This window comes from Flexithrix dorotheae DSM 6795 (genome assembly GCF_000379765.1).
Lineage (GTDB): Bacteria > Bacteroidota > Bacteroidia > Cytophagales > Flammeovirgaceae > Flexithrix > Flexithrix dorotheae.
The window spans coordinates 1-14954 of sequence record NZ_KB903453.1 but is presented as its reverse complement, the minus strand read 5'-3'; the positions used below and the strand labels follow the sequence as shown (position 1 = coordinate 14954).

Below are 14954 nucleotides of genomic sequence, written 5' to 3'. Positions count from 1 at the left end.
TATTGTTCTGTATTTAATCCTGAAACCTTCTTTTGGAATAACCTTCTAGCCAAATGATTTCAGTGGACTTAAAAACCGGAGGGAAATATTTCCCTCCAGTTATAATTATTTTCTTTTGCAAGATCAGGAATAAAGGATTTCTTAATCCAGCATTTTTTCCACAACTCACCTATTTATAGGCTTCATTTTGTTCATAAAGCCCTTGTTTTACGTCCAGTTGACTTTGTGGAATTGCGTAAATAATATCGTTGGCATTTATATTGGAGATTTTGTTGGCTGCATCATCTTCGGCTTCCCAGGTAGTCATCACCTCCAGAACTTTTCCGGTTCTCACCAGGTCATGCCATCTCAATCCTTCTGTCACAAACTCTCTTTTTCGTTCTTCCAAAAGCATATCTAGATCTACATTTGAAACTGAACCTAACCCAGCTCTGTCTCTCACCTGGTTTACAATCTGATCAATCTCTGCCTGGCTTCCACCTGTTTGCAAAAGTGCTTCAGCTTTCATCATCAAAATATCGGTATACCTGATAATTGGAAAATTAATGCCCCAGTTAAAGCGATCTGCAGGAAGATAATCCAGATCAAGAAACTTTACGAACTGCGCATTATCTATCAGGTTACCATTATCATCTGTATAAGATGGAAGAATAGCAAAATCATCACGAACATCCTCAGGTTCAAAAGAAGCTAAAAATTGATTAGATGGCCTGATCGGAGAATCTCCTGGAACTCCACCGGGAAATGGAGTCACCAGCCTGCCATAAGCTTCATCGTACATGGAAGTAGGCAAAATAGTCCCAATTCCCCTGTCACCCGTAGCCAGATCATTAATTGCTTGTACATCAAAAACAATATCAGGATTATTTTCATTAAGATACCCAAATATTTCTGAATAATCTCCAACCCAGCCAAAACGACCACTACCAATGACCTCATTTAACAGGTTAAGAGCCTCATTATACTTTCCAGCATCCATACCAGGTCCTTCAATGCCATAAGTAGGTCCGGACATGGTGAGGTAAACTCTTGCCAATAATCCTTTTGCCGCCAAAGTAGTAGCTCTTCCACTTACATCATAAGAATCTGGTAAATTATTGATGGCATCGTTCAAATCTGATTCTATCAGGGCATAAACATCAGAAACCGGCATTCTCGGAATCTCAAGAGCCTCAGATGGGGTAAGCACGTGGTCAAAAACCGGAACTTTTCCAAACCATCGAACCAGGTCAAAATAGAATAAAGCTCTTAAAAATTTCGCTTCTCCAATTAAACGATTTCGGACTTCTGCTTCAGGAACTACAGATTCGTTAATTTGATCTAAAACTGTATTGGCTCTAAGGATTCCATTATAATTCACATTCCAGGCTTCTGCCATCAATGGATTCGTAGCCAAAGTTCGCTCAAAATTATTAATTGGGTTCCAGTCCCGGACACCAGTACCGGGGGAATATACAATATCAGAACGTACCTCAGAGAGCATAAAATGTCTCACTGAATACCCATTAAGTGCATTATAAGTACCATTTACAGCCTGTTCGAAATCAGTGGCATTTCGATAAAAGTTTGCAGCACTGGGCTCTGAAATAGGAGCTTGATCCAAATCACCCTCACAAGCCCAAAAACCCAAACATGTCGAAAGTAATATATATATTATTCTTTTCATTTTCAGCTTAATTTTGATTTGTTAAAATTTAAGGTTAACCCCAAAAATCATAGATTTTGATAATGGGAAAGCGCCATAATCATCCCCTCCATTGTTTACCGCTTCCGGGTTAAATCCGCCATCATATTTGTCTCCACCAAACCAGTTTTCAGCAGTAACATACACTCTGGCACCACTTATTATATTTGACTCGAATAGTCCGCCTAAGTTATAGCCCAGGGTAATATTCCTTACTCTCCAGTAATCATTTGGATAAAGCCAGTCCGTATTTTTGATCCTGCCAAACCCGGAAGGAGATTTTCTTACTTTTCCCACTACATCTTCTTCGGTAATGTTGCCATCTTCCTGCCATCTTACCCTGTCTCTAATATAACCCAGGTGATTATCCGCTTTACCTTGTCCTGTCCTGTTCATGGCCCGGCCAAAAGTAGAGTAAATTAGTCCTCCCCATTGTCCTTGTACCAGTACAGAAAGGTCAAATCCTTTGTAACTGAAACTATTGGTAATTCCCCATACATAATCAGGGTTGGGATGACCAGAATAAGTCCTGTCATTGGCATCAATTTTTCCATCACCACTTACATCGAGGTATTTTGGGTCACCGGCTTCCTGATTACCCAGCAAAGGATACCCATCTGCAATATCCTGGGAAGTCAGTATACCAATATCCTGCACCAAATACAGGGTGTACATGGGCCTTCCCACTTCCAGAATGTTATGGTTGATATCAAAACTACCACCTAAAATAGGAGTATCATTTGGGCCCAGCTTTTTAACTTCATTCGTATTGTGGCTGAAATTCAAATTGGTATTCCATTGGAATTCACCAACCATATTTCGAGTAGTAAGCTCAATTTCCCATCCCTTGTTCAATACTTCTCCTATATTAGTCAAAGCATTTCCGAAACCACTAGCGGTAGGAACTGGAATGTTTAACAGGAGATCCCTGTTATTTTTGGTATAATAATCAAAAGACGCAAAAATTCTATTTTCAAATAATCCCAAATCAAAGCCAATATCCACAGTTTCTGATTCCTCCCAGCTCAAATCCGGGTTCGGAAAGTTTACAGGAACCTGACCATTCACAAGGGAACCACCAAAACTATAGTTGGCAAATCCTAACCTGGCAATCTGGTCATAATCCCCTACACCATTGTTACCAGCAATACCCCAGCTGGCTCTGATTTTTAAATCACTCAAAACATCAATATCTTCCAGGAAGGATTCCTCAGAAATTCTCCATCCCACTGAAGCAGAAGGGAATATACCCCATTTGGTATTGTCACCAAATTTAGATGATCCATCTCTTCTGATACTGGCCTGCACTAAATACCTGTCATCAAAATTGTATTGGGCCCTGCCAAAATAAGAGATCAAAACATTCTTCCTTTCGCTTGATGTTCCTGATGTACTGGAAGCAGCATTAATAGTAGTAACTTCATCGGAAGGGAACCCGGTACCACTAATGCTAAAGTTTTCGAATTTGTAGGTACTGTAAGAGTAACCTGCCAAAGCAGAAATATTATGGTTCCCAAATGACTTATTGTAAGAAAGTGTATTTTCAATTACAAAGTTTTGCCTGGTATATCCCTGATACCTGCCACTTGCAGTTCTGTTTCTTGTGACAAAAGCGGGTGTCCAGCTTTTGTCAGTATTATTGTGCACATCATAATTCACACTTGATTTGAATTTTAATCCACTTAACAATTCATATTCACCATATAGGGAACTGATGGTTCGAAAAGTTTTGGCGTGTCCTACCTGCTCTCTTGCAGAAGCCAGGGGGCTTGACCTGGAGGTACCCCAGGCATATGGTGGATTATCTCCCACATTATTTCCATAAGGTCCTGCAGTAGATTCCACTACTGGCGATGTACCCACAACAATATGGGTAATGGCATCCTTACCTTCCACTCCGGGATCATCTTCAATACTATAAGATGGAGACAGGTTTAATCCAAATCTCAATTTGTTATTAGGCGTAACCTCCACATTTGCCCTGGCACTAAAACGCTGGTATTCCACTCCCTGAGCAACTCCTTTTTGATCGAAGTAATCTCCTGAAATATAATACTTTACCACATCGGTTCCTCCGTTTGCAGAAAGCTGGTAGCTTTGAATGACTCCCTTTCTGAAAAACTCATCCTGGTAATCAATATAATCCAACCCTTCATGGTTAGGGGTAAGCCATCTGTCATCATACATGTAGTTAGTATTTACACTACCCGGAGGTAATCCCAATAATGCTCTTCTTTCCTCTGTAGTCTGGCTGGAAGTAGCTCCTAAATCACTGGCATGATCTCTCACCCAGGCATAGTCAATATGTTCCATTTGCCTGTCTACCCATTCCTCAGCACTTAAAACATCCAGTTTCTTAACTGTCTCACTCCAGCCTGCATAGGTATTAAAACTAATTTGAGGTTTTCCCTGCTTCCCTTTTTTAGTGGTAATCAAAACCACTCCATTTGAACCTCTGGAACCATAAATAGAAGCTGAAGCAGCGTCTTTCAATACTTGTATAGATTCAATATCATTGGGATTCAGATTGCTTAATGGATTACCATTTCCAAATCCACCGGAACTGGATTGTGGGGATACCTCCAGCGGGAATCCATCTACCACATAAAGAGGCTCATTGTTAGCGGAAATCGAACCTGTACCTCTAATCTGTATGCTGAAACCTTTTCCGGGAAGACCACTGGTTTGTTTAACCCTTACTCCTGCCAGTTGCCCAACCAATACCTGATCTACCTTTATAAGCGGTCTTTCCGTTACATTTTTGGCTTCCAGAGTGGCTATTGCTCCAGTAATATCTGCTTTTTTCTGAGTACCATAACCAATCACCACTACTTCCTCCAATTGTTCCAGGTCTGGAGCAAGAGCCACATTTAATTCTGTCTGATTGGTGATCACGACCTCATAAGTATTGAAACCGATGTAACTGAATTGCAAAGTTGCTCCTTCCGGAACATCTAATCTATACTTCCCTTCCACATCGGTAATAGTACCTGTAGAAGTACCTTTAACTAAAATGCTCACACCAGGTAGGGGTGCATTATCATCTGATGAAATTACAGTTCCGGAAATATTCCGTTGTAAAACATTTTCTTTTTTAATTATTTCCTTTACCGGTGGATTAAAGGCTTTTTGTTTCCTTACGTGAATATTTTCATCTATCCTGGTGAACTGCAAGCCTGTTTCCTTGGAAATTTCCCTCAATACATTAGCTAAGGATTCGCTTCTTGCATGAGCAGTTACTCTTTGTTGTTTATTAAGTAAAATCTTATCATAGTTAAACTTAAATTCAGTTCGCTTTTCCAATGCAATAAATGCATCCTCTACAGAGACATCGTTAAGATTAATACTAATGTAAACGTCCTCTATACTGACTTTCTGAGCAACCCCATCCTTTGCCAGCATCATACTACATAACAGGCATTGGATCACAATGCCAAAAAATGTGTGCTTAGACATAAATAAAATTTGTCTTAGTATTTTCAATTCCATATTTTTAAGTGTTTTTGGTAATTATTTACTTTAAACTCGGAGCCTTTAAATTCCGGTGATAGCGCGTCCAAACATTATTGCCGGTTTTAAAGGTTTTAGACAGCCTTATCTTTTAAAATCAGGCCACAAGAAGATATTTAACTTGTATTCCATTTCATATTTACATTATCATTGATTGAGTTAAAAAATAGTCACTGATTTATCTTTCAATTCATATTGAATTCCGGTAGCAATAGAAATACCCTCCAACACATCCCCAAGGCTTTTTCTTTCAAATGATCCGTTATACAAGATATTAGGCTCGCTTTTCATCTGAAATTTCACACCATACCATCTGGAAAGTTTTTCGGAAATTTCTTTAATTCCAGCATTTTTAAAATAGATTATACCATCCTTCCAATAGGTGATTTCAGGATCAAATTTTCCTTTTTTTAGTGCTAAAACATCTTTGTTGTAAATGATATTTTCACCTGGTTCCAGAAAAAGAATTTCGTTTTTTGCTTTGTTATTTGCGCTACTAACCTTAACTTTTCCACTGGTAAGGGCCACTTCAATATCCTGATTATTTGGAAATGCGGTAATATTAAAAGAAGTCCCTAAGGCGGTGGTTTCAATATCTCCAGAAATTACTTTAAATGGACTTTCCTTATTTTCAGTAACTTCAAAATAAGCTTCTCCTGTTAAATAAACCACACGTTCATTTTTGGCAAATTGATTGGGGTAACGCAAGGAACTGCCTGAATTTAGCCAAATCTTAGTTTTATCTGATAAGGTAATTATGGAACGCTTTCCATCCGGGTTGCGCTTTTCTTTAAAAATAACCTGATGAGTAGCCTGTGAGTTTTCACTTTTTTGCTGAAGGTAAAGATTTAAACCACTCCAGATAAAAAACAGCACCACAGCCGCAGCAATAAATTTCCAGATTTGGTAAGAAGAACTTTTGAAAGAAATTATTTTGGGTTGCTTTTCCTGGTTTTCCATGGTGGTTTTTACTTTTTGGAAAACCTTTTCAGGTTCAAGAAGACCCTCTTTTTCTGCCTGGAACTTATTTTTATCCCACCGACTCTCCATCTGTTTAATCGCCTGGTCCTCATTATCAGGGTTTTTTATCCATTTAATGACTTCCATTGCTTCCTCATCTGAAGCTGTATCATTAAAATATTTTTTTATTTTCTTAAAGTCCATCCTCTTTCCATTTTCATAATAAAAATTAGTCCTTGTACCTAAAGCATCAGGCTAAACCAACAAACCAAAACAGGTAAAAAGCTGGTTTGCCCCTGATGGATTCAAAGCATTAGAATTTGCCTTTCACCTATATATACAATCAAAAGAAGGGAGGGTACGATCCGGAAATTAAAAATTTTGGAAAAATTTTAAAATTATTAAAAAAACAAGGCTGTGAGGGACATGAGAGCATTTTGAAATATAATTCCGGATATCAATTAAAGCTTTTGTCATCTGATCTTTTACCGTATTGATCGAAATTCCCAGTTTTTCTGCGATTTCCTTATGGGTCAATCCTTCTTCCCTGCTCAATCTGAAAATTTCTTTTCGCCTTGATGGAAGATTATCATATGCCTCCCGGGAAAGCTTCTCTAATTCTTCGAAATATATTTGTTCTTCTATTTGGGAGCGTAAATCTACTTTCTGTGTTTTTTTATAATCCAGATATAACTGATGGTAACTTTTTTTCTTCAGAAGGTTGTATACCAGATTCCTGGTTACGGTACGCACGTATCCTTCAAAAGACTTTGAAGGATCAAGCTTTTTCCTATTATCCCAAACCTGAATGAAGACATCGTGGACCACTTCTTCAGCATCTTCTTTTACTTTTAAAAAGCCTTGTGCAAAATAAAATATCTTATGGTAATATTTAAAGAACAATTCTCTAAAAGCTGCATCATTGCCTAGTTTTACCTGTAAGACAAGATCATTTTCATCACATATTCTTTTTTTCAAGGATGCCACGACTTTTCAACTTTAATTGACCTAAAGTTAAACAATTTAAGAAAAAATTAAGTAAGATCAGTCTTTTCGGGTAAATTGTTTCCACATTTCTGAGTAGGAAATTTCCTGTTTTTTCAAGCGTTATCGATTTAATTCTCACCTGGTAGTGATTTTATCTTAAGTTTTTACCACATGAAAAAAAGGGGACTAATTCAAAAAAATGAACGAATACCTTAAAATTAAAGAAACCGGCTAACCATACTTTCGGCAAACCGGCTCCCTAAAAAAGGTCAATTTCGACAAAAAATCAGGTTACTTTGGCATCAGCACCCCATATTCATTTTCAATATGGAGTTTTTCAATGTCCAGGTCATCCAAAACAATCACCCCCTGAATAGAAGAGAACTTTGAAGGGTCCTGTTTCCATGACCATACTAATTTTCCCTCTTTAGAAAACTCAAGTAACTGGGTGCCTTCATTTCCCTGATCTGGGCCATGTCCCTGCCAGTTGGCCACTACAAAATTTCCATTTTTCATAATTTGCAATCCTGAATAAAAATTTCCCCGCTTTTCTTCCGGCCCACAGAAAGCTTTAACAAGGGTGCTTTTAGCATTAAAAAACTGGAGACTTCCTCCATAACCACCAGCTACCACCGTTTTCCCATCTGGTAATCTTATGGCCTGCCAGGCATGGGGATTCTCCCTGCCTCCTATTTTTGCCTTCCAAACAATTTTACCTGCTCTATCCCCTTCTATCACCAAATCATTTGCTGTAATCAGAAAGTTCCCCTCTGGTGTTTCTCGTAGCAACCGGGCATATTTAAAGTCAGGATAAACTATTTTATGTTGAATACTCCCTACTTCATCTACCTCTAAAAGCACAATTCCTTTTTCATTTTCCCAATCTAATCCTACCAGCATCGTATTTCCATTTCGAAGTCTTCGGGCCGCAATGGTCTTAGGAAATTTAGTAAGTTCACCAACTTTTTCTCCAGTAGTAATTAATCTTTCTTCGTACCCATTTTCAGTTCCGATCATCACCTTTCCCTGACCGACAAGCTGTAAATCCCTGCCTTTGGGAATGGGTTGGTACCAATTTTTTGAAGGATCAGCCAAATTGGTATAACTTAATTGTGATAATCCTTCATCTCTTAATAAAAAACTTCTATTTTTTTCCCCCCCGGTCTCAGGAGATATAGTTGAAACAAAAGCTGAACAAACTAGAATTGTTAAGCTTAAAGACAGAATAAATTTCACAAAATTCATGGTTAAAGAAGGTAAAATAATGTATAGACAAAAAGTTATACGCTCAATTTTGATACAATTATGCAGGGCATTATTGTCCAAAATTAAGCGTTGCAACCCAATTGCCTAATTTCTGTCGTATTATTTCATTTCTTCAACAATGATTTTTAAATTTAGTGAACCCGATTGATGTTGTCTAAAGTTAGGGATTTCAAGGGAAGAAGTTTTACTTTAGACGACTTCCCTTACTTTAATTAAGCTTCATAAACTTCTCTAGGACGATAGAGAATCAAAATTTGGATGATTAACAAAATGACCACAAGAGAACCTACTTCTAATCGCGAAAGCAGGTTGCTTGTGGCAATGGCCCGATTTGACCGGCTGATTTGTCTTTTGCCTTCTACCAATTGTATCTCCGATAACCCATTCAGGTCCACAATAACCTTAGAAAACTGGTTTTTTACTTCTTCAGTCAAGGTAATTTCTTCTGATCTTGACGAATGGTTATACAATTGATTTTCCAGCCAGTTTAATTGCTTAAGGTCCTTCTGAAATAAATCAAGATAATGCGCCTCTTTTTGTGTAAGTTTTGTAGTTGCAAATTTTTCAATCAGACTTTGAATGGAATCATTTGCCTCATGTGTGATATTAGCTGATAGCTGATTTTCTTTTTTAAGCTGTAACTGCCTGGAAATCTTGTAAATATAGTCATTGGCTACAAGTCTATCCTCATAAACAGTTGCCAAACTATTTTGTACAATTTTAAAATGGTTGTTATCCATCATGTTCGTGACAAGCAATAACAGGAAGATCAGAGTTAATACAGCAATAGCTAAAATCTTTTGTCGTATGGTAAGTTTCATTTTCATTATGAGTTGTTAATATAATTTTAAAAAACACTAAAGTGGTCATTTGAGTTGGATATGGATTCAGTATGTTACTCCATGTTTCAATCCTTTTTAAAAATCAAAACCGGCAGCTTTGCAAATTTTAATACACCCAAATCAGACAATTTTTCTTTGCAGGATTTCAATAATATCGCCTGAATCACTAAAAGACTTACCTCTTTATCATGGGTTATTCGATCAACGGATTGAGCAAATTTATTACTTTCGATAATTTCGTAACTTAGTAAAGCAGCATGAGTCCTCAGATTTGTTTCTACATTATTTTTTAACTGTCTCATTTTCTCCAGAAGTATGAGATCTTTTTTAGGTGTGATGTGAATCACACGTATTGGCGCTTTAATGGGTAAGGCCAATCTGCTAACAAAGCGTATGGCGTCCAAATCATCCTTATGAAAATCAGTCAGGAAAAGAATAGATTTGAAAATATTGAAATGGTAATCATTAGGGACCATTAATAGAGGGATATTCAAATAGTCCAAAACTTCAAATTTGTCCATTCCAAAAAACTGATCTACAAAATTTTCTTTATCCAGTTCGGGAATAATGACAAAATTATGCCTTAAACTTTTTACGTTCTTTAGCGACCCAAAAAGCTCACCTGTTTCGATTTTCAGATTTTCTTTCAGTTCGGTTTTACCCCAACAACTGGATTCTTCAATAAACCTATGTATTTTTTGCTTGATTTCATTCCGGTCGTCAAGTAGAATTGTATCTAATGTATCGGCATACGGAATACCCATTCCCAGTCCTGAACTTATGGCATATTCATAAATATTGATATTATAAACCAGGTGTACTTCCAACGGAATAAACCGCCTTAAATGCATCACGTATTCCAATACTTGCTTCGATCTTTCAGAAAGATCAATATATACTATCGCTTTCTTCATTTTATTAGTTTTTAATCAAATATGATTTCCAGGTTGAAAAAATCTGATACGCTTTCGAAAAATACTTATACTTTTACCGGAGATTATTTTTAGGGGTATTTTTCACATCTAAAATCCTGATAACCCCTTTTCCCCTTGGAAAAATCCAATTTACCTGATCTCCAATTCCGTAGCCAATTAGTGCCGAACCCATTGGAGAAAGCACCGAAATCTTATCTTGTACAATGTTACTTTCTGAAGGAACTACCAATTGTAATCCACTTTTTGGGCCATAGGGAGTTTCCACACTGACAATACTATTGAGCCTTACGATATGGTCTGGCATATCTTCTGCATCCTTGACCAGAGCATAATTTAATTCTTTTTGAAGGCTGTCCAGACAACTCTGGTTTACAGGATCTGAAAATTTTCGGTTTTCTAATAATCCTAAAATCCAGTGATATTCATCCTTTTCTAAAATGATAGGTTGATTTCCCATTTTAATTATCATTCAGGTAAAACATGGACAAAAAATTACAATAGGTATACCATTACATTTAAACTATTGTATTACAGTAATTTAACTGAATTATTTTCAAAAAATGGAAAGAAATAAGCGGTACATTTTCACCCAGTTGGTACATTAAGTACCGGTAATTTCCTGGAGTTTTAGCCTTAAGGTTTTTCTATTTATACCTAAAATTTCAGCAGCTTTTGTTTTGTTATTGTTTACCGATTGAAGCACCTTGATAATGTGCTTTTGTTCAAGCTCTTTTAAGGATAGCATAGCTGTGGAATCATCTGAGGTTGACCGGGCAGATGTTTTGATATAACCGGGTAAATGTTTTGGCTTAATTTCACGGTCGCAAATGATGATGGCTCGTTGAATTACATTTTCCAATTCCCTTATATTTCCTGGCCAGGAATGTTTTATAAGCAATTTGACCGCATCATCAGCCAATAAGACTCCATGTTTGTCAAATTCTTTTGAAAATTTTTGCAAAAAGTGATTGGCCAAAAGAATAATATCTTCTTTGCGCTCCCTCAAAGGCGGAATAGAAACAGATATGACATTCAGCCTATAGTAAAGATCCTCTCTAAAACTCCCCGATTTACTCATGGCAAACAGATCACTATTGGTAGCAGCTATTATTTTGGTATCAATAGCCTGAGGCTTATTTGTACCAATCATGGTAATTTCTTTTTCCTGAATGACCCGTAACAAACGGGTTTGAACCCCAGGAGAGGCATTACCGATTTCGTCTAAAAAAATGGTTCCTCCATTAGCGGCCTGAAAAAAACCAGTTCTGGTTTCATAAGCACCAGAAAATGCCCCTTTTATGAATCCAAATAATTCGCTCTCCAGCAGGTTTTCCGGGATCGATCCGCAATTGACAGCTATAAAAGGACCCTGGCTATTTTTACCACTATAATGAATGGCACGTGCCACTAATTCTTTTCCTGTACCGCTCTCCCCGGTAATTAAGGTGGTCACTTTATTGTTATTTATTCGCTTAATAAGATCAAGAAGCTGATGAATGGCTTTTGATTCGCCAATTATGCCCCAGTGATTGTCAATAGATTTGGAAGATTGAATCTTCTTAGTTTTTGGGGGTTGGTGCTGTAATATTTTCTTTACCGCTTTTTTTAGTTCTTCAGCAGTGAATGGTTTTACTAAATATTCCAGCGCACCTGATTTCATCGCTTCCACAGCTCCGGATACCGAAGGATAACCGGTGATCACCAAAATTGGAATACCCGGAAAATTTGTTGCACTATATTTCACTAACTCCATCCCATTTGTGACTGGCATCTGAAGATCTGTAATGAGTAAATCAACATCCGAATGCTTTAAAATATCTATGGCATCCTGAACCGTTGAGGCCTGGAAAGTATCATAGTTTAAGGAGGTTAATTGCCTTTGAATCACCTCAAGCATATCATAGGAATCATCAACAATTAAAATGCTTTCTCTACTCATGATCTTGGGTTAATGGAAAAACAACTTCAAATGTGGTTTCTTTTTTTTCCTCCGATTGGAATGAAATCTCTCCTTTGTGATTTTTCACAATTCCGTGAACCACACTAAGCCCCAGTCCTGAACCTTCTCCCGTTTTTTTGGTGGTAAAAAAAGGTTCGAAAACCTTATCCTTAATTTCCTCCGGAATTCCATGGCCATGATCTGTGACCGTTAGGGTAAATTTAGTTTTATCACTTTTCAGTTTGATCAATATTTTTTGTCCGGGCAGAGAAGCATGAATGGCATTTATCAATAAATTAAAAATTACCTGAGTAAACTGAACTGTATCCACCTGAGCCACCAGTTCATCCGCATTTTTATTGAAAATGACATCCACATGTGCCGATTTTATCGTGAACCTTAGAAATTCAAGCGCATCGTTGATGAGATCAATAATAGAAACTTTTTGCATTTGCTGAGGCATTTCACAAGAAAAAAACATTAGTTTCTTTACAATTTCACGAGAATGCATCACCGAATGAATAATTTTTTCAATGTCGTGATTAATCTGGTAGTCCTTATTTCTTTCCTGTATAAGCTGGGAAAAACCCAATATATTTCCCAGAGGCGTATTCAATTCATGGGCTATCCCTGCGGTAATTTCTCCAAGAATAGCCAACCTGTCATTGTGCTGAAATTTTTTCCGCATTTTTTCCTCCCGTTGCTTTTGTTCATAACGATCTATGATACCTGCAACCTCCTGAGCCAGGGTTTTAAGTAAAATTTTTTCTTCAGGAAGAAAATCAGCATGACCATATTTTTTTGAATCGTAATGAATAGCTAAATACCCCCGATCCTGATTATCTACAGTGATTAAATTTTTAAGAGATACGTATTTCTCAGGAAGCTTATCGGAAAAAAAGAATTTTGAATCAAGGTTAAGCTCTGCAATCCCATGTTCCGGATATTTCCAGGCATCAGGTAAAATCTGCACAATAGATTGCAATTGATCATCTAAGGCTAAAGAAAGATTTGCCCCTATATTGGATATTTCATAAAGACAGGTAAGTTCCTTTATGCGTTCATTAAGGGTTTCTATCAATGGGTTTTCCTGCATCTCCAAAAAATAGTTTTTATACAAAGATCATCTTTATTTTGAATAAAAAAGCCTCAATTAAAACAACTTTAGAAATAATCAGGACTCCAGTTTTCCCATCAGATAGAGGGCGTCCAGATTTGGAACAGGACTTCCTCCCGCCTTTTCCAGGGTTACTGCAAAAGCATCTGAACCCACAATTTTTTTCATTTTTTGAATTTCACTGTTGGTCTCAAAAACTCCGGCATCTATGGGCTGCCCATCTTTCAAAGCCCAAAGTTGATATTGCATACCTTCCGGGGGTAATGGTAGCTGGCGAATGTTAAGAAAAACATCTCCAGAAGACTTATCCCAATATACAATGGCCTCCGATTCCGGGGCTATTTCCAGGCCTTTTAACTGGATAAACTGGGTGGAATTATTTTTTAAAATACTGAGGTAATTTTTGGTGGATTGCAATTCATTATTAGTCTGATCAAAAGATTCAGCCAATTGCTGATTGGCCAGTTTAATTACCCCCAATTCCTTTTCCACTGCCTGCAGTTTGGACCAGAGGTAAACAGAAGCCACTGAAGTAAGTATAGCCAAAGTTACAGATGCCGCCACAAGCCATTTTGGAGCAAACCCAGTATTACCATCCACTTTATTTGTCACCACTTTCATAGAGGGGCTTTTCTTTTCCTTTTTATCAAATTTTGAAAAGAATTTTTCTTTCATCCCTTCTGGAACTTTTCGGGCATGCGCAAAGGCATATTGCTCCATGGATGCTTCTATTTTACTGAGCTCCTCCTTAATTTCCGGATATTTAGCAGCCATTTCCTCCACTTCCACCTCTTCTCTTGGTGAAAGGCTGCCCATTACATACAACTCAAGCACTCCGGACGATATGTATTCTTCTTTTTTCAAATATTAAATATGGATCTAAGTTTATTCATGCCCAACCTTACTTTTGATTTCACCGTTCCCAGTGGGATATCAAATTCCTTTGAGATTTCAGCCTGCGTATATCCCCTGAAGTACATTAAATCGATGAGTTGCTTTTGATCTTGATTTAAACCACTTACTATATCCTTCACATCAATTGCTTCTGAATTAATGGAGGGTTCGAAATGATTTTTTTCCATTAATGAATAATCCTCCGGACTATCTGATTTTAACTGACTTTTAAAATCTCTGGATCTGGTTTTGTCAATTGCCAAATTTCTGGCAATTTTTGCCATCCAGGTAAATAACTTTCCCTTTACAGGATCAAAGCTTTTTATATTATCCCAAATTTTTAGAAAACAATCCTGTAACACCTCCTGAGCCATTTCTTCAGCAGGAACTATCCTACTAATTATGCCAAATAAAGCAGCAGAATAATGGTCGTAAAGGTATTCCAAAGCTTTCCTATCTTTCTGCATTAAGCGTAGAACAAGCTCATTCTCAGATGTCTCCCGTGTTTTTTGAATAGCTCTTTTATTATTTTGAAATAAGAAATTCACTGATATAAAATCAGTGAATCTGCATATCTAAAGTTAGTAAGTATTCTATAATTATTAACATCAGTACCACATTTTTTGTGGAAATCACCAATTGATCAGGACCAATACCTTTTTAATATTGACAATTTCCACCTCAACTTCAGTCCGTTGAGTCCTGCTCCGGGTGACAAATTAAATGGGTGTACGAAGGACTTCCTGAGGGTAAAAAAACTGGGCATTGGGAAATAAAAAGTATTATCTTGTAAAAGTACAATAACCAAACTATCCAAAAC

12 protein-coding genes are annotated in these 14954 nt (G+C 37.2%); all 12 read right to left on the bottom strand.

Features of this window, described 5'->3' with window-relative positions:
• Window positions 1–169: 169 nt before the first annotated feature.
• Window positions 170–1666: a RagB/SusD family nutrient uptake outer membrane protein gene (locus A3EM_RS0121850; protein ID WP_020530385.1), complete on the bottom strand. Its 1497-nt coding sequence runs from the start codon at window positions 1664–1666 to the stop codon at window positions 170–172.
• A gap of 21 nt (window positions 1667–1687) precedes the next feature.
• Entirely contained in the window at window positions 1688–5173 is a 3486-nt protein-coding gene (locus A3EM_RS0121845) for a SusC/RagA family TonB-linked outer membrane protein (protein ID WP_245576535.1), read from the bottom strand.
• A 180-nt stretch (window positions 5174–5353) separates the two neighbouring features.
• The gene (locus tag A3EM_RS46110) at window positions 5354–6358 is read right to left on the bottom strand and encodes a FecR family protein (RefSeq protein WP_020530383.1); all 1005 of its coding nucleotides are present in this window, start codon (window positions 6356–6358) and stop codon (window positions 5354–5356) included.
• 168 nt (window positions 6359–6526) lie between these two features.
• A complete protein-coding gene (locus A3EM_RS0121835) occupies window positions 6527–7132 on the bottom strand; it encodes an RNA polymerase sigma-70 factor (RefSeq protein ID WP_020530382.1) in 606 nt (201 codons plus the stop codon).
• Window positions 7133–7432: 300 nt separating this feature from the next.
• A complete protein-coding gene (locus A3EM_RS0121830) occupies window positions 7433–8386 on the bottom strand; it encodes an NHL repeat-containing protein (RefSeq protein ID WP_020530381.1) in 954 nt (317 codons plus the stop codon).
• A gap of 233 nt (window positions 8387–8619) precedes the next feature.
• Complete coding sequence (locus A3EM_RS0121825; RefSeq protein ID WP_157638021.1) at window positions 8620–9228, bottom strand: MCP four helix bundle domain-containing protein; 609 nt, start codon at window positions 9226–9228, stop codon at window positions 8620–8622.
• Window positions 9229–9314: 86 nt separating this feature from the next.
• A complete protein-coding gene (locus A3EM_RS0121820; RefSeq protein ID WP_020530379.1) occupies window positions 9315–10163 on the bottom strand; it encodes a hypothetical protein in 849 nt (282 codons plus the stop codon).
• Window positions 10164–10236: 73 nt separating this feature from the next.
• Complete coding sequence (locus tag A3EM_RS0121815; RefSeq protein ID WP_157638020.1) at window positions 10237–10641, bottom strand: GreA/GreB family elongation factor; 405 nt, start codon at window positions 10639–10641, stop codon at window positions 10237–10239.
• Window positions 10642–10785: 144 nt separating this feature from the next.
• Complete coding sequence (locus A3EM_RS0121810) at window positions 10786–12123, bottom strand: sigma-54-dependent transcriptional regulator (protein WP_020530377.1); 1338 nt, start codon at window positions 12121–12123, stop codon at window positions 10786–10788.
• The gene (locus tag A3EM_RS0121805) at window positions 12116–13243 is read right to left on the bottom strand and encodes a sensor histidine kinase (protein WP_245576534.1); all 1128 of its coding nucleotides are present in this window, start codon (window positions 13241–13243) and stop codon (window positions 12116–12118) included. The genes A3EM_RS0121810 and A3EM_RS0121805 overlap by 8 nt, the downstream gene beginning before the upstream one ends.
• Before the next feature lie 54 nt (window positions 13244–13297).
• On the bottom strand, window positions 13298–14104 hold the full coding sequence (locus A3EM_RS0121800; protein ID WP_020530375.1) for an anti-sigma factor: 807 nt from the start codon (window positions 14102–14104) through the stop codon (window positions 13298–13300).
• Window positions 14101–14601 carry an RNA polymerase sigma factor gene (locus A3EM_RS0121795; protein ID WP_020530374.1) on the bottom strand — a complete coding sequence of 167 codons (501 nt, stop codon included), beginning with the start codon at window positions 14599–14601 and terminating at the stop codon, window positions 14101–14103. The genes A3EM_RS0121800 and A3EM_RS0121795 overlap by 4 nt, the downstream gene beginning before the upstream one ends.
• Between the last annotated feature and the right edge of the window lie 353 nt (window positions 14602–14954).